Below are 14,317 nucleotides of genomic sequence, written 5' to 3'. Positions count from 1 at the left end.
CATACAAACGCCACCCCCACTCCGGCCTCGCCGGTGCGCAGCCGCCACACCGTCCTAGCCGCAACCCCAACGCCTCCCCCTTGAAGGGGAAGGCGCAACCCACCACCCGCCTGCCGACAGATCATGGCCCTCTCCCGCCGCCTGATTCCCGTTGTCATCGTCATCGCGCTGCTCGGCGCCGCCGGCTGGTGGTTCACCCGCCCCAAGCCGATCGTGGTCGTCGTCCATGAAGTGGCCCGCGGCCGCGTCGAGGCGAGCGTAGCCAACACCCGCGCCGGCGAGGTCGAGGCCTGCCAGCGCACCAAGCTCGCCACCATCACCGGCGGCCGCATCGACTACCTCGGCGTCAAGGAAGGCGACCGGGTGCAGGCCGGGCAGGTGCTGATGCGGCTGTGGCAGGGCGACCTGCGCTCGCGCGCCGCCGTGGCCGAAGCCCAGCTCGCCACCGCCCGCCAGCGCAGCACCGAGGCCTGCACGGTGGCGGCCAACGCGCGCAGCGAGGCGGAACGCCAGGCGGCACTGGTCAAGCGTGGCTTCGTTTCCGCCAGCGTCGAGGAAAAGGCGCGCACCGAGGCCGCCGCCCGCGCCGCCGGCTGCGCCAGCGCGCAGGCGGACGTGAAGACCGCGGAACGCCAGCTCGAAGCCGCCGGCATCGACCTCAACCGCGTTGTCATCGTCGCGCCCTTCGCCGGCACCGTCGCCAAGATCACCGGCGAACTCGGCGAGATCTCCACCCCCTCGCCCCCCGGCGTGCCGACACCGCCCGCGATCGACCTGATCGACGACTCCTGCCTGTACGTGAAGGCGCCGATGGACGAGGTCGACGCCCCCAAGATCCACCCCGGCCAACCCGCCCGCATCAGCTTCGAGGCGCTGCCGGGCAAGACCTTCGCCGGCCGCGTGAAGCGGGTGGCGCCCTACATCACCGCAGTGGAAAAACAGGCGCGCACGGTGGAGGTGGATATCGACTTCGCCAACCCGGAAGAAGCACGCGGCCTGCTGGTGGGCTACAGCGTGGATGTCGAGATCGTGCTCGAAACGCGCGACGACGTGCTGCGCGTGCCGTCCGCCGCCATCCGCGAAGGCAACCGCGTGCTGGTGCTCGGCGCGGACGGCCTGATCGCCGAGCGCAGCATCCGCCCCGGCCTCGCCAACTGGGAACAGACCGAGGTGCTGGAGGGCCTCGCCGCGGGTGACCGCGTGGTCACCTCGCTCGAACGTGCCGGCGTCGTACCCGGCGCGCGCGCCACCGCCGAAGCCGGCGCGAACTGAGGCGCAGCCGCCGATGGCCCAGATCGAACTGAGCGGCATCGAGCGCGTCTTCACGCTGGGTGACAGCCAGGTCCATGCGCTGCGCGACGTCTCGCTCAAGATCGAGGCCGGCGAGTACGTGGCGGTGATGGGGCCTTCGGGTTCCGGCAAATCAACCCTGCTCAACCTGCTCGGGCTGCTCGACCGCCCCGACGCCGGCCACTACCGGCTGGAAGGTCGCGACGTCACCACGCTGTCGGCCGACGAGCAGGCCCAGGTCCGGCGCAACCGGATCGGCTTCGTGTTCCAGAGCTTCCACCTGGTGCCGCGCCTGACCGCCGCCGAGAACATCGCGCTGCCGCTGATGCTTGCCGGGCTGGCGCCGGCCGAACGCCAGGCGCGGGTGGGCCGCGCGCTGAAGGATTTCGGCCTGGAGACGCGCGCCGACCACCGCCCCGACGAACTGTCCGGCGGCCAGCGCCAGCGCGTCGCGATCGCGCGCGCCACCATCATGCAACCGGCGATGCTGCTCGCCGACGAGCCCACCGGCAACCTCGACCGCCACACCGGACAGGAAGTCACCGAACTGCTGGAAGCGCTCAACGCCGCCGGCACCACGCTGATCGTCGTCACCCACGACCCGGCGATGGGCAACCGCGCCCGCCGCCGCCTGATGATGGAGGACGGCATGCTGCGCCAGGACCTGCGCGACGGCACGCCGGCGCCCACGGGCACGCCATGAGCCCGCGCGACACGCTGCGCTTTGCCGCCGGCGCCGCGTTCGGCTATCCGCTGCGCACCGCGCTGATGGTGCTGGCGATGGCGATCGGCGTGGCGGCGGTGGTGGTGCTCACCGCACTCGGCGACGGCGCGCGCCGCTACGTCGTCGGCGAGTTCGCCTCGCTCGGCGCCAACCTCATCATCGTGCTGCCGGGGCGCAATGAAACCGGCGGCGTCAACGCCGGCAGCTTCGTCACCAGCACGCCGCGCGACCTCACCGTGGCCGACGCCAGCGCGCTGCTGCGCGCCCCGCTCGCGGCACGGATGGCGCCGCTGTCGGTCGGCAATTCCGAGATCGCGGTCGGCGGCAAGCTGCGCGAGGTGATGGTGCTGGGCACCAGCGCCGACTACCTCGACATCCGCCACTACAGCCTGTCGCAAGGCCGCTTCCTGCCGCGCGAAGACCTCAACCGCGCGGGCGCGGTGGCGGTGATCGGCGACAAGCTGCGCGAGGAGCTGTTCGGCAACGAACCCGCGGTGGGCCGCATGGTGCGGGTGGGCGACACCCGGCTGCGCATCATCGGCGTAATGGCACGCGGCGCGCAGGGGCTGGGGCTGAACACCGACGAGCTGGTGATGGTGCCGGTGGCCACCGCCCTGGCAATGTTCAATACCAACACGCTGTTCCGCATCATGGTGGAAGCGCGCAGCCGCGAGGCCCTGGGGCCGGCGCAAAAGCAGATGGAAGACATCCTGCGCGCGCGCCACGACGGCGAACTCGACGTCACGCTGATCACGCAGGACGCGGTGCTCGGCACCTTCGACCGCATCCTCGGCGCGCTGACCATGGCCGTGGCCGGCATCGCCGCAATCAGCCTCGCGGTGGCCGGCATCCTGGTGATGAACGTGATGCTCGTGGCCGTCACCCAGCGCACCGGGGAAATCGGCCTGCTGAAGGCGCTGGGCGCGAGCGCGCGCACGATCCGCCTGGCCTTCCTCACCGAGGCCGCGCTGCTGTCGCTGGCCGGCGCGCTGGTGGGCTACGGGCTCGGCCAGCTCGGCGCCTGGGCCATCCGCCTGACCTGGCCGGTGCTGCCGGCCTGGCCGCCGGACTGGGCGGTGGTGGCCGGACTGGGCACCGCGCTCGGCACCGGCCTGCTGTTCGGCGTGCTGCCGGCACGCCGCGCCGCCCGGCTCGATCCGGTGCAGGCGCTGGCCAAGCGCTAGGCGACGATCATGCTGTGGCGCGACTTCCTGCAACTGGCCCTGCGCTCGCTCACCGCGCACCGCCTGCGCAGCGTCCTGACCCTGCTCGGCATCGGCGTCGGCATCGCCGCGGTGATCCTGCTGACTTCGATCGGCGAAGGGCTGCACCGCTTCGTGCTGCAGGAATTCACCCAGTTCGGCACCAACATCATCAAGGTCACGCCCGGCAAGACCGGCGCCCGCGGCGGCCCGCCCGGCCTGCCCTCCACCACGCGCGAGCTCACGCTCGACGACGCCGCGGCGCTGGCGCGCGCCCCCTACGTCACCGGCATCACGCCCACGGTGTCGGGCAATTCCGAAGTGCGCGCCAACGGCCGCGTGCGGCGCACCTTCATCATGGGCGCCGGGGCGCAGATGCAGCAGGTGTTCTCGATGCGGGTCAAGAGCGGGCGCTTCCTGCCGCCGGACGATGCCGCGCACGCCCGCGCCTTCGTCGTGCTGGGCGCGACGCTCAAGCGCGAACTCTTCGGCAACGCCAACGCGCTTGGCGAGCGGCTGCAGATCGGCGGCGAACGCTACCGGGTGATCGGCGTGATGGAGAGCAAGGGCCAGTTCCTCGGCATCGACCTGGACGACGCGGCCTACATCCCCGCGGCGCGCGCGCTGGCGCTGTACAACCGCGACGGCCTGATGGAAATCAACGTCACCTACAACGAAGGCGTGTCGGCCGCGCGCGCCGCGGCCGAGGTGCGCAAGGTGATGCGCGCCCGCCACGGGCGCGAGGACTTCACCCTGACCACGCAGGAAGACATGCTGGCGACGCTGTCGAACATCCTCGGCATCCTCACCGCGGCGGTCGGCGCGCTCGGCGGCATCTCGCTGCTGGTGGGCGGCGTCGGCATCGTCACGATCATGACCATCGCGGTGGCCGAGCGCACCGCGGAGATCGGCCTGCTGGTGGCGCTCGGCGCCCGTCGCACCACCATCCTCGGCCTCTTCCTCGGCGAAGCGGTGGCGCTGGCGGCGATCGGCGGTGCGGTGGGGCTCGCCGTCGGCGCCGGCCTTGCGCAACTGGTCGGCCTGGCCGTGCCGGCGCTGCCGGTGTCCACCCCGTGGCGTTTCGTTGCGATCGCGGAAGCGCTCGCGGTGCTGATCGGCCTCACCGCCGGCGTGCTGCCGGCACGCCGTGCGGCCCGTCTGGACCCGGTGGAGGCGCTGCGCGCGCAATGAAACCGTTCGTGCACCATCCGTCCCTCGCCCCATCGCTGCTGCGCGGCCCCGCACGCAGGCTCGCCGCCGTATTGCTGCTCGCTCCCGCCGTGGCCCTGGCCGCGCCGGCACCGTGGCATCTGTGGCGCAGCACCCTCGACGGTCGCACCCACTGCGCGCAGGCCTCGCCCGGGCCCGGCTGGACGCACGAACGCGGCCCTTATCTCGACCTGCGCTGCAGCCGGCCGGCGCCCCCGCCGCCCGCCGCCACGCCCCAGCCCGCGCCGCAGGAACCGGCCCGGCCCCGCGCAGGCGCACGCCCGCACTAGCCGGTGCGCGACGTTCGCCCAGGCGCGAACCCGGGCACCCCGCGGAGCTTGCGCCAGGTCAACCAGCAGGCAGATTTATCGGCACATACCATTGCGCACACCTAGGCTGAATCAGGGAGGAGCGCACCGCATGCCGCGCCGGAAAACCTCGGACCGCGGCGCAGCGCGCCATACATCAAGGAGACCGCCATGACATTCATCGACTCCCCGATCGCCCGCTGCGAAGCCGTGCGGGAAATGGTGCTGCTGGACGAAACCCAGGCCGAGTGCGCGCGCGAACACGAGTGCCCGCCGGGCCGCATCTGCCCGCTGGACGGATGCTTCACCCCGGTCAGCGGCATTGCCGAAGAGCATCTGGCCGCAGTGGCCAAGGCGCATCCTCACTGCGCCGGCGGCGCCACGCAGGGCGGGTCCGCCTAGCGCGCATACGGCGCGCACACGCGGCGGCGGGTTTGGCCCTATGATCGCGCCACCCCGCCGTCATCGCGTTGCCTGCCGTGTCCGTCAGCCTCGTCATCCCGCCCCATCCCGCACTTGCCCCTTGGGTGCACCACATCCTGGTGATGGGGCTGGACGCCTGCACGTCGCAACTGCCTTCCGCACTGAGTCCCTGCCTGACCGTGTTCGCGCGCGGCGCCAGTCGGCTTGAACACGCCGATGGCAGCCTGCAGCCGGTACCGCGCGCCAGCCTGACCGGCCCCTATCTGCACGCGAGGCGATCCCGGGTGGCACCGGGCACGGTGTTCCTGGCGCTGATGTTCCGCCCCGGCTGCATGGATGAAGCCCTGGGGCCGGCGGTGGCCGAGGTGCGCGAGCGCATCGTGCCGCTGGAAGACATCGCGCCAGCGGGCGCGGTCGCCGAACTGCTGGAGCGGATCGACGCCAGTGCCGATCCACATGCGTGGGCCACAGCCACACAGGCGGTGCTGCTGCGCATGCTGCGCCCCACCCGCGACCCCGCGCGCTGTGCGGCGCTGCTCAGCGAGCGGGCCAACCTGTTTCAGCCCGCCCGCCTGATCGCCGACCGGCTGGGCATCGGCGAACGCCAGCTCGAACGCCGCATCGCCCGCGCCTACGGCGCCAACCTGCGCGAACTGCGCCGCATCGCCCGTTTCGGCTTCACCCTCGCTGCCATGACCGCGCGCCCGCCTGCGCGCGGCGAACTCACCCGCATCGCACTCGATTTCGGCTACTACGACCAGGCCCACATGGACCGCGACTTCCGCGCCCTTGCCGGCCTCGCCCCGGGCGCGCTGCTGCGGGCAATCGCTGGCGACGACCCCGGCTACTGGCTGTACCGGTTCCGCCATCGCCAGTTCCGCGACCTCTTCCTGCCGGACGATGTCGACTCGGTACAAGCTCGCCTGTTCGCCCCTGCCTAGACTGCGCCCCGTTCCATCTCCGGGAGAGAACGGTGCAAACCCCCACCCTGCATGGCGACGGCTTCCTGCTGACGCGGCTCGACACGCTGTGCGACATGGTCCGCAGCAACAGCATGTGGTACCTCACCTTCGGCCTCGCCTGCTGCGCGGTCGAGATGATGCAGGCCGCGGCCTCGCGCTATGACATGGACCGCTTCGGCATGATCCCGCGCGCCAGCCCGCGTCAGGCCGACCTGATCATCGTCGCCGGCACGCTCACCAACAAGATGGCGCCGGCGATCCGCAAGATCTACGAGCAGATGGCCGAACCGCGCTACGTGATCTCGATGGGTTCGTGCGCCAACGGCGGCGGCTACTACCACTATTCGTACTCGGTGGTGCGCGGCTGCGACCGCATCCTGCCGGTGGACATCTACATCCCCGGCTGTCCGCCCACCGCGGAAGCGCTGCTGTACGGGCTGATCCAGCTGCAGAACAAACTGAAGCGGCCGCCCGCGGTGATCGCCCGGTAAACGCAGGACGGGGCCCGCAGGCCCCGTCGTCGATGCAGCCGCTTCACGCCGGCACGCCGGCGCGGCGTCAGAACACCTCGTCGTCGCGCAGATAGCGCCACTCGCCCAGCGGCAGGTCGCCGAGCTTGACGCGGCCGATGCGCACCCGCTTCAGGCCCACCACGCGGAGGCCGACCAGTTCGCACATGCGGCGGATCTGGCGCTTGCGGCCCTCTTTCAACACGAAGCGCAGCTGGTCTTCGTTGATCCACTCCACCTTGGCCGGGCGCAGCGGCTTGTCGTCGAGCGACAGGCCGTGGTTGAGCAGCGCAAGGCCGTCGTCGATCAGCTCGCCCTCGACCCGCACCAGGTATTCCTTCTCGACCTTGGAGTCGTCGCCGATCAGCTGACGGGCGATGCGGCCGTCCTGGGTCAGCACCAGCAGACCGGTGGAGTCGATGTCCAGCCGCCCCGCCGGCGCCAGCCCCTTCAGCTGCGAGGGATGGAAGCGCTGCGCGACGTCGCGGTCGAACTGGTTGTCGCCGCCGATCAGCGTCACCGCCGGCTCGTAGCCCGGCTCCGGCTGGCCCGAAACGTAGCCCACCGGCTTGTGCAGCAGGATGGTGACGCGCTGCGCCTGCGCCTTCTTGGCCTCGGGCGCAAGCACGACACGGGCGTCAGGGTCGATGCGGGTGCCGAGTTCGGAGACACGGCGGCCGTCGACGAAGACCCAGCCGCGCTCGATCAGCTCGTCGGCCTCGCGCCGCGAGCAGATGCCGCGGTCGGCCATCACCTTGGACAAGCGCACGCCGCTGGGCGCCTCGCCGTCGCCGGACTGCACGGCTGGCGCGCGCGGCGCAGCCGGGGCACGTGCCGGCGCCTCCTCACGGCGGCGCGGCGCGCGTTCAGCACTGGCCGGGCGGGGCGCCGCGGCCGTCGGCCGCGGGCCGGCGGGACGGGGAGATGTGCGGGCCGCGTCGCCGGCAGCGCGGCGGGGCGCGCGCTCGTCACCTCCGGCGCGGCGGCGTTCGTCGTACGCCGCGCGCGGCGCGGAGGCCCGCTCGCCACCCTCACCGCCGTGACGCCGGCCGGATGCTTCGCCGCGCTCGCGGCCCTGTTCGCGCGCGGGACGCGCACCGGCACGGGCCGGGCCGTCGTCGCGACGGCCGTAGCCGGGCCGCGCCTGACGCTCGTCAGCCGCCTCGCGCCGACGCGGCCGCTCTTCGCTGGCGCCGGCGTCCCGCCGCGGGTGCCGTTCCGTCCCGCCATCACCCGGGTCGCGGCGCGACCGCCGCGGCGCCTCGCCCTCTTGCGCCGGGCGCGCGCGCGGCTGCCGACGCGGCTCGGCGTCCTGCCGCGGCCGTTCGCCGCGGCTGGCCTGACCGCCGCGGGCACCCGAACGCGGCGCGCGGCCTTCCTCGCCCGCCGATGACGGGCGCGCGCGCTTGTCGCTGCCGGCAGCGACGGACTGGGCCGGATCCGCCCCGGCTGCGGACTCGCCGTTGTCGTCGGCGGCAGGCTTGCGCAGCTTCAGGGTACCGGCAATGCGCGACGGCGCCGGCTGGGGCGGATTCTTGCGGATGGTGCTCAAAGGGAACCTCGGTGCGCCGGACGGCGCGATGCGGAAACAGGCGCGATTATGCGCCAGGGCCCGCGCCGCCGGGGAGTTCCGGCTGCGCCGGCGGGCCCAGAAAGAACAACGGACCCGCGCGGGTCCGTTGTTGGGGTTGCACGCCGCAGCCAGTTAGAGCAGCTGGAACGCGAGAATGGCGACAATGGTGGGCGGCAGCGCGGTGACGAACAGCCCCAGCGGGTTGATCGCCTCGTCATCGAAATAGCCGCGCAGGATCGCGAAGCCGGCCGGGTTGGGCGCATTCGCAATCACGGTGAGACCGCCGCCAGTCACTGCACCGGCGACCAGCGAATACTTGAATGCGTCGTCGGTGCCTTCGACCAGCGAGCCCAGGTAGGTAAGCGCGGCATTGTCCGTAATCGCGGTAAGTGCGGTGGCGCCGAAGTAGAGCGCCGTGCTGTCCATACCCGCAAGAGCGTCCTGGAGCCACCATTGCTGTTGGGCGCCCAGGGTGACGAGGCCTGCGAGAAAGAAGCCGACCATCAGGCCTTCGCGCAGCATCAGGCGGTCGTGGTAGTGCTTGTACGCCTCCGCAACGCCGAGGAAGAGCAGGAACAGGCCGACGAAAACAACCGGTTGGTGGGCAAAATAGACGATGCCGACCAGGAAGGCCACGTGGAGCAGGATCAGACCCCACGGCACAGTGCGGTCGCTGCCGGCCGCGTTGACTTCGAGCGCCTTCAACTCGCGGGCGAACAGCAGGGTGGCGAGGCCGGCGTTGATGAAGACCGCAAGCGCGGATTTCCAGCCGAAATGGCCAAGCATGTACCACATGTCCCAGTTCCACTTGCTGGCCACCATCAGCACCGGCGGCGCGGCAAAATGGGTGAGTGTGCCGCCGATGGAAACGTTGACGAACAGCGCGCCAATGGTGACGTACTTGAGACGGTGCGAGATGTTCTTGCTGTAGAAGTTGTCGCGCAACATCAAGGCCGCCAGCGTCATCGCGCCCGGCTCGGTGATGAACGACCCGAGCAGCGGCAGCACCGACAGGCAGACAAAATAGAAGGCCAGGCTGTCATTGAGCGGAATGTAGCGCGCCAGGACACGGGCCCCCACCTTGCACAGCTCGAGGATAGGGCGACTCGCCGCGACCACCATGATGACGAACACGAAGGCCGGCTCGGTGTAGTTGAGCCCTTCCAGATACTGGGCGGGCGCCGTAGCCCCGCCGCCCGCGACGGCCATGAAGACCAGCAGCACGAAGGCCCAGAATCCGAACACCACCTCGACCTCGCCAAGCAGGTGCCAGAAGCCTGCGTGGTTGGGTTGCAGGTGGGCGAGATGCTCGAAGTACTTGGTCAAGAAGGTATGGGCGACCGCGACGGCGAACAACGCGGTGCCGAGCAGCTGGAAGGTGCTGGGGTTCATTATCGTTAGGTCCTTGCTGCGACGGGGGTATTAAGGGGAAGGCGGTCCGAATATAGGGGATAGGATATAAATCAAACGTAAAAAAACGGCGCCTGCGCGCCGTCTTTTTTTGCACCGCAGCGTGAAGAACCGGGAGGGCTCCGGACCGGGCTGGAAGTACATTGACCGCAGCATCGGGCGCCCTTGCCGCGCCTCCGGCGACTCACGCCAACCGGTTACGCGGGGCGCCCGTTGCAAACGCGTCGATATTGTCGATGACCTGGTCGGCCAGCGCCTGCATCGCCTGGCGCGAGGCCCATGCGACGTGAGGCGTGACGATCAGGTTGGGGATGTCCGCCGCGAGCAGCGGATTGCCTTCCCGCGGCGGCTCCGAGGACAGCACGTCGGTCGCGGCACCGGCAATCACCCCCGCGCGCAGCGCTGCAGCCAGCGCCGGCTCGTCGACTACGCCGCCGCGCGCCGTGTTGACCAGCACCGCCTCCCGTTTCATCGACGCCAGCTCGGACGCACCGATCAGGCCGCGCGTCGCAGGCGTCAGCGGGCAGTGCAGCGATAGCACGTCGGCTTCCGCCAGCACGCGCTCGAACGCGGTGTAGCCCTCGCGCACGCCGGCCACACCTTTGTGCTCGGCGTAGATCACGCGCATGCCGAAGGCGGCGCCGAGCCGCGCCACGCCGTCCCCCAGACCGCCCCGCCCGATGATGCCGAGCGTGGCGCCGTGCAGGTCGCCGATGGGATGGTCGAAGAAGCAGAAGTTGTCGCTCCGCGCCCAACGGCCGGCCCGCACGTCGGCGACATAGTCGAACAGCCGGCGGCGCAAGGCCAGCATCAGCATCAGCGCATGCTCCGGCACGGTGTGGACCGCGTAGCCGCGCACGTTGGACACCACGATGCCGCGCGCACGGCAGGCCTCCAGATCGACATTGTCGGAACCGGTTGCAGCCACCGCCACCATCTGCAAGCGGGGCAGCGCGGCGATTTCGGACGCGCCCAGCCGCAGTTTGTTGATGATGGCGACCTCGGCGTCGCGCAGCCGCTCGACGACCTGCTCCTGGGCGCTGGAGGGAAACTCGGTCCAGCGATGGGGTGCGCGCGGACGGCCGAACGCGGCACCGACCGCGTCGCGCTCCAGACAGACGATCGACAGCGTCATGCGGCCTCCCGCTCAGGCCAACGCCGCCCCGCCAGGGCCGGCACCGCCACCTTGGCACGCGCTTCGATCACCATCGGCATCGCCGCCCACTCCAGGCGCGACCCGGCGTCACCGTCACCTTCGCGTTCCCGCCCCCGCTTTTGCGGCGCCGCGCCGCGCCCTCCCGCTTGCACGGGCCGCGCCCCTTCATCCGGCGGTCCTCGAATCCACGCTGCATTCCCTCTCCCCGTCCAGGCCCGCGCCCTTTCATTTCACTAGGCGAAATTAAGCCGCCCGGTTACCATTCGCAAGTTACGGAAAACCCTCAAATATCCAGTGGTCGTCAAGAAGCCAGAACCTACCCCCGCGGCAGAAGCCAAGAACCCCATCCAGGTCATCGAGCGCATGATGAAGCTGCTCGACGTGCTCGCGCATCACGCCGATCCGGTGCCGCTGAAGCAGCTCGCACTGGAAACCGGGCTTCACCCCTCCACCGCACACCGCATCCTGGGTGCGATGACCCAGAGCGGCTTTGTCGAGCGCTCTGACGCCGGCGTCTACCGCCTCGGCATTCGATTGCTGGAACTCGGCAGCCTGGTGAAGTCGCGCATCTCGCTGCGCGAGACCGCCATGCCGGCGATGCTCAAGCTGCATGCCACCACGGGCGAAAGCGTCAACCTCGGCATCCGCGCCGGCGACGAGATCGTCTATGTGGAGCGCACGTCGAGCGGCCGGTCCTCGGTGCGGGTCGTGCATATCGTCGGCGCGCGCGCCCCGCTGCATACCACCGCCACCGGCAAGCTCTTCCTCGTCGAGGACGGCCTGGAAAGAGTCCGCGACTACGCCCGGCGCACCGGCCTGCCGGCGTCCACCTCCGCCTCCATCACCACGCTGCCGCTGCTGGAAAAGGAACTCGACAAGGTGCGCCGCCACGCAGTCGCCTTCGACCTCGATGAAGTCGAGGCCGGCGTCCGCTGCATTGCGGCCGGCATCCGCGACGACAGCGGCGAGCTGATCGCCGGGTTGTCGCTGTCCACGCCGTCGGAGCGTTTCAATCCCGACTGGGCACCGCTGGTGCGCGATACCGCCGACGAGATTTCCCAGGCGCTCGGCTGGCGCCAACGCCGCGCGGCGACGTAAACGGCGAAGCGCTCCGGAGAGCGCCTCGTGTTGTGACGGTAAGGCCGGTCGCCCGCGGGCGTTCAGCCGTCGCGCCGCGCCGCCGCGGTGGCCACGTGCGGCACCGCATGGGTATCGATCCACTTGCGCACACGCTGGGCGTCGGCGGTGCGGGTGTAGCGGCCGTTGGAATCCATCAGCACGATCACCACCGGCTGGTGATGCATCCAGGCCTGCATCACTAGGCAACGCCCGGCTTCGCTGATGTAACCCGTCTTCGACACCGCAATCTCCCAGTCGGGGCTGCGGACCAGGCTGTTGGTGTTGGCAAAGCGCAGCGTGCGCCCGCCGATGTCCACAAAGCGTTCGGACGTGGTGGAGAACTCGCGGATCAGCGGATAGGTGGCCGCCGCCGACACCACCTTGGCCAGATCGCGCGGACTCGACACATTGGCGGGATTCAACCCGGTGCTGTCGTAGTAGCGCGTATCCCAGGCGCCGAGCAGGCGCGCCTTCACGTTCATCGCCTCGACAAAGGCCCGTTCTCCGCCAGGATAGTGCCGTGCCAGCGCGGACGCGGCCCGGTTCTCGGAGGACATCAGCGCAAGCCGCAGCATTTCCTCGCGGGTGAGCCGGGTGCCGAGCACCAGGCGCGACCCCGTCCCCTTCAGGGTGTCGATGTCCGCGTCGGAAATGGCGAGTTCGTCATTGAGACCGAGGCCCGCGTCGAGCACGACCATCGCGGTCATCAGCTTGGTGATCGAGGCGATCGGCAACACGGTGGAGCTGTTCTTTTCCAGCAGGACTTCGCCGGTGGCCTGGTTGGCAACGTAGAAGGCCGCCGAGCGGAGTTGCGGATTGCCGCGCGCATCGAGCGTGAGTTCGCCGGCGTCATCGTCGATCACCGCGTTCTGGCGCAGCGACACCTTCTTGACCGCGGCGGTGCTGCTGCCCTTTTGCGCGTAGGTCTTGCTGACCGCCTTGCGCGCGGCCGCCTTGGGCGCCGTCGCCTTGGCGGCGGCCTTGGGAGCAGCGGCCTTGGCCACTGCCTTCTTCGCGGTCGCCGGCTTGTTCGCGGCCTTGGTCGCAGCAGCAGGCGCCGTAGCGGTCGCTGCCCCTGCAAGGCCGGAATGGGCCAGCGACAGGGCGGTCAGCGCCGCGATGAGGAGTCTGGAATTCATGTGGGGGAGAAGCAGAAAACGCGTGTTGTAATTTTTAACGAAAATAGACAGATAGCAAGTTTTTTTGAAGCAAAGTGGAAAAATTTTTCTCGCCCTGCCGGGTGGGCTGCGGTGGGCGTTTTCCCGGCCTCCCGCGGCCCCTTGTTCAAATCCGCAGGAACTGCTCGACTTCGGCCCGCCTTGCCATGGTGTCGGCATACCCGAGATCCATAAGGGCGCGGGTGTAGCCCGGTTCGAACAACAGATAGGACAGCAGCGTGGACCCCTCGCGCCGCATCGCACCGATGCCGCGCAGGATGGCGCGCAGAAGCGGCGGCAGGCTTTCGCGGTGATGGCCAGCAATCGCGTCCAGGCGCTTGGAGGGCGCGATCACCAGGGTTTCGATCGGACGCAGCGCAAGCCCGGCCGCTGCGCGCTGCTCGGCGGTGAACGCGCTAAGCGTGGCGTTGATGCGCTGCATGCGCTCCAGGTCGACCGCCAGCCCGTCGAGGAAGATGCTCGACATCGCGTGGCCCGCAATCTGTGCCGGCGACGGATAACTCTCGGCGCGCTGGCGCCCTTCCTCGGCCAGCCGCCCGGAGCCGACGACAAGGATGCGGTCGGCGCCGAGGTGGATCGCCGGGCTGATCGGCGCCAGCTGGCGCATCGACCCGTCGCCGAAGTACTCGCGGTTGATCTTGACCGCCGGGAACACGAACGGGATGGCGCTCGACGCCAGCAGATGCTCGACCCCGATCGCGGCGCGCACACCCAGCCGCTGCGCGCGTCGCCAGGGCGTCACCCCGGCGGCGGCCTGGAAGAACGACAGGCTTTCGCCCGAGGTGTAGCCCGAGGCGGTCACCGATACCGCATGGATGTAGCCCGCCGCCACCGCCCGCTCGATCGCCGAGAAATCGAGCGTCTGTTCGAGCAGCTGGCGCAGCGGCGCGTTGTCGAGCAGCGAGCGCGGCGTCTGCCGCATCGCCCAGCCGGTGAACAGCGCCGAGCCCCAGCGCAGGCCGCTGCCGAGCAAGGCGGCGGCATCCACGCGGTAGACCTGCTCGACGTGAAAATGCCGCCAGATGTGCGCCATCTTGCGCACGGCGGCATTGAAATCGGCGGAATAGACAGCCAGCGCGGCGGCATTGATGCCGCCGGCCGAGGTGCCGATGATGACCGGAAACGGATTACCCGGGCGGGGGCCGCGAATCTCGCGGATGGCCGAGAGGACGCCGACCTGGTAGGCGGCACGCGCACCGCCTCCGGTCAACACCAGCCCCGCCAACCCGCCCGTCGTTGCCATGAAATGCCCTC

The 14,317-nt window shown here is 70.1% G+C and carries 14 protein-coding genes; 9 read left to right on the top strand and 5 right to left on the bottom strand.

Annotation, left to right across the window (positions count from 1 at the left end; genetic code table 11):
- Nucleotides 1-123 precede the first annotated feature (123 nt).
- The 8 genes from dqs_RS04455 to dqs_RS04420 all read left to right on the top strand — a co-directional run bounded on the left by dqs_RS04455 (nucleotide 124) and on the right by dqs_RS04420 (nucleotide 6,609).
- Nucleotides 124-1,272, top strand: coding sequence for an efflux RND transporter periplasmic adaptor subunit (locus tag dqs_RS04455; RefSeq protein WP_065339780.1), 1,149 nt, complete (start codon nucleotides 124-126; stop codon nucleotides 1,270-1,272).
- Between the two features lie 13 nt (nucleotides 1,273-1,285).
- On the top strand, nucleotides 1,286-1,993 hold the full coding sequence (locus dqs_RS04450) for an ABC transporter ATP-binding protein (protein WP_065339779.1): 708 nt from the start codon (nucleotides 1,286-1,288) through the stop codon (nucleotides 1,991-1,993).
- Nucleotides 1,990-3,198: an ABC transporter permease gene (locus tag dqs_RS04445; protein ID WP_065339778.1), complete on the top strand. Its 1,209-nt coding sequence runs from the start codon at nucleotides 1,990-1,992 to the stop codon at nucleotides 3,196-3,198. Before dqs_RS04450 ends, dqs_RS04445 begins: the two co-directional genes overlap by 4 nt.
- 9 nt (nucleotides 3,199-3,207) lie before the next feature.
- On the top strand, nucleotides 3,208-4,407 hold the full coding sequence (locus dqs_RS04440; protein ID WP_065339777.1) for an ABC transporter permease: 1,200 nt from the start codon (nucleotides 3,208-3,210) through the stop codon (nucleotides 4,405-4,407).
- An 8-nt stretch (nucleotides 4,408-4,415) separates the two neighbouring features.
- Nucleotides 4,416-4,715: a hypothetical protein gene (locus dqs_RS04435; protein WP_157108141.1), complete on the top strand. Its 300-nt coding sequence runs from the start codon at nucleotides 4,416-4,418 to the stop codon at nucleotides 4,713-4,715.
- Nucleotides 4,716-4,904: 189 nt separating this feature from the next.
- The gene (locus dqs_RS04430) at nucleotides 4,905-5,135 is read left to right on the top strand and encodes a hypothetical protein (protein WP_065339776.1); all 231 of its coding nucleotides are present in this window, start codon (nucleotides 4,905-4,907) and stop codon (nucleotides 5,133-5,135) included.
- Nucleotides 5,136-5,212: 77 nt separating this feature from the next.
- Nucleotides 5,213-6,097, top strand: coding sequence for a helix-turn-helix domain-containing protein (locus dqs_RS04425; RefSeq protein ID WP_065341640.1), 885 nt, complete (start codon nucleotides 5,213-5,215; stop codon nucleotides 6,095-6,097).
- Between the two features lie 32 nt (nucleotides 6,098-6,129).
- The gene (locus dqs_RS04420) at nucleotides 6,130-6,609 is read left to right on the top strand and encodes a NuoB/complex I 20 kDa subunit family protein (RefSeq protein ID WP_065339775.1); all 480 of its coding nucleotides are present in this window, start codon (nucleotides 6,130-6,132) and stop codon (nucleotides 6,607-6,609) included.
- A 67-nt stretch (nucleotides 6,610-6,676) separates the two neighbouring features.
- On the opposite strand, the gene dqs_RS04415 is transcribed toward dqs_RS04420, so the two are convergent.
- From dqs_RS04415 to dqs_RS04405, 3 genes are all read right to left on the bottom strand, one after another.
- Entirely contained in the window at nucleotides 6,677-8,179 is a 1,503-nt protein-coding gene (locus tag dqs_RS04415; RefSeq protein ID WP_065339774.1) for a pseudouridine synthase, read from the bottom strand.
- A 153-nt stretch (nucleotides 8,180-8,332) separates the two neighbouring features.
- The gene (locus dqs_RS04410; RefSeq protein ID WP_065339773.1) at nucleotides 8,333-9,592 is read right to left on the bottom strand and encodes a putative Na+/H+ antiporter; all 1,260 of its coding nucleotides are present in this window, start codon (nucleotides 9,590-9,592) and stop codon (nucleotides 8,333-8,335) included.
- A 202-nt stretch (nucleotides 9,593-9,794) separates the two neighbouring features.
- Nucleotides 9,795-10,745 carry a D-2-hydroxyacid dehydrogenase gene (locus dqs_RS04405; RefSeq protein WP_084018225.1) on the bottom strand — a complete coding sequence of 317 codons (951 nt, stop codon included), beginning with the start codon at nucleotides 10,743-10,745 and terminating at the stop codon, nucleotides 9,795-9,797.
- 315 nt (nucleotides 10,746-11,060) lie between these two features.
- On the opposite strand from dqs_RS04405, the gene dqs_RS04400 reads away from it, so the two are divergent.
- The gene (locus dqs_RS04400; protein WP_065339772.1) at nucleotides 11,061-11,864 is read left to right on the top strand and encodes an IclR family transcriptional regulator; all 804 of its coding nucleotides are present in this window, start codon (nucleotides 11,061-11,063) and stop codon (nucleotides 11,862-11,864) included.
- 62 nt (nucleotides 11,865-11,926) lie between these two features.
- On the opposite strand, the gene pbpG is transcribed toward dqs_RS04400, so the two are convergent.
- Nucleotides 11,927-13,024, bottom strand: coding sequence for a D-alanyl-D-alanine endopeptidase (gene pbpG, locus dqs_RS04395; RefSeq protein ID WP_065339771.1), 1,098 nt, complete (start codon nucleotides 13,022-13,024; stop codon nucleotides 11,927-11,929).
- 145 nt (nucleotides 13,025-13,169) lie between these two features.
- Nucleotides 13,170-14,306: a patatin-like phospholipase family protein gene (locus dqs_RS04390; RefSeq protein WP_065339770.1), complete on the bottom strand. Its 1,137-nt coding sequence runs from the start codon at nucleotides 14,304-14,306 to the stop codon at nucleotides 13,170-13,172.
- Nucleotides 14,307-14,317 lie beyond the last annotated feature (11 nt).

This window comes from Azoarcus olearius (genome assembly GCF_001682385.1).
GTDB lineage: Bacteria > Pseudomonadota > Gammaproteobacteria > Burkholderiales > Rhodocyclaceae > Azoarcus > Azoarcus olearius.
This window is presented reverse-complemented; position numbering and strand designations above follow the sequence as displayed.

Excerpts from the sequence above, each read along its gene's own strand:
- dqs_RS04445 (WP_065339778.1), top strand. The coding sequence starts at position 1,990 with ATGAGCCCGCGCGACACGCTGCGCTTTGCCGCCGGCGCCGCGTTCGGC.
- dqs_RS04410 (WP_065339773.1), bottom strand. The coding sequence starts at position 9,592 with ATGAACCCCAGCACCTTCCAGCTGCTCGGCACCGCGTTGTTCGCCGTC.
- dqs_RS04405 (WP_084018225.1), bottom strand. The coding sequence starts at position 10,745 with ATGACGCTGTCGATCGTCTGTCTGGAGCGCGACGCGGTCGGTGCCGCG.
- dqs_RS04440 (WP_065339777.1), top strand. The coding sequence starts at position 3,208 with ATGCTGTGGCGCGACTTCCTGCAACTGGCCCTGCGCTCGCTCACCGCG.
- dqs_RS04430 (WP_065339776.1), top strand. The coding sequence starts at position 4,905 with ATGACATTCATCGACTCCCCGATCGCCCGCTGCGAAGCCGTGCGGGAA.
- dqs_RS04390 (WP_065339770.1), bottom strand. The coding sequence starts at position 14,306 with ATGGCAACGACGGGCGGGTTGGCGGGGCTGGTGTTGACCGGAGGCGGT.
- dqs_RS04450 (WP_065339779.1), top strand. The coding sequence starts at position 1,286 with ATGGCCCAGATCGAACTGAGCGGCATCGAGCGCGTCTTCACGCTGGGT.
- pbpG (WP_065339771.1), bottom strand. The coding sequence starts at position 13,024 with ATGAATTCCAGACTCCTCATCGCGGCGCTGACCGCCCTGTCGCTGGCC.
- dqs_RS04455 (WP_065339780.1), top strand. The coding sequence starts at position 124 with ATGGCCCTCTCCCGCCGCCTGATTCCCGTTGTCATCGTCATCGCGCTG.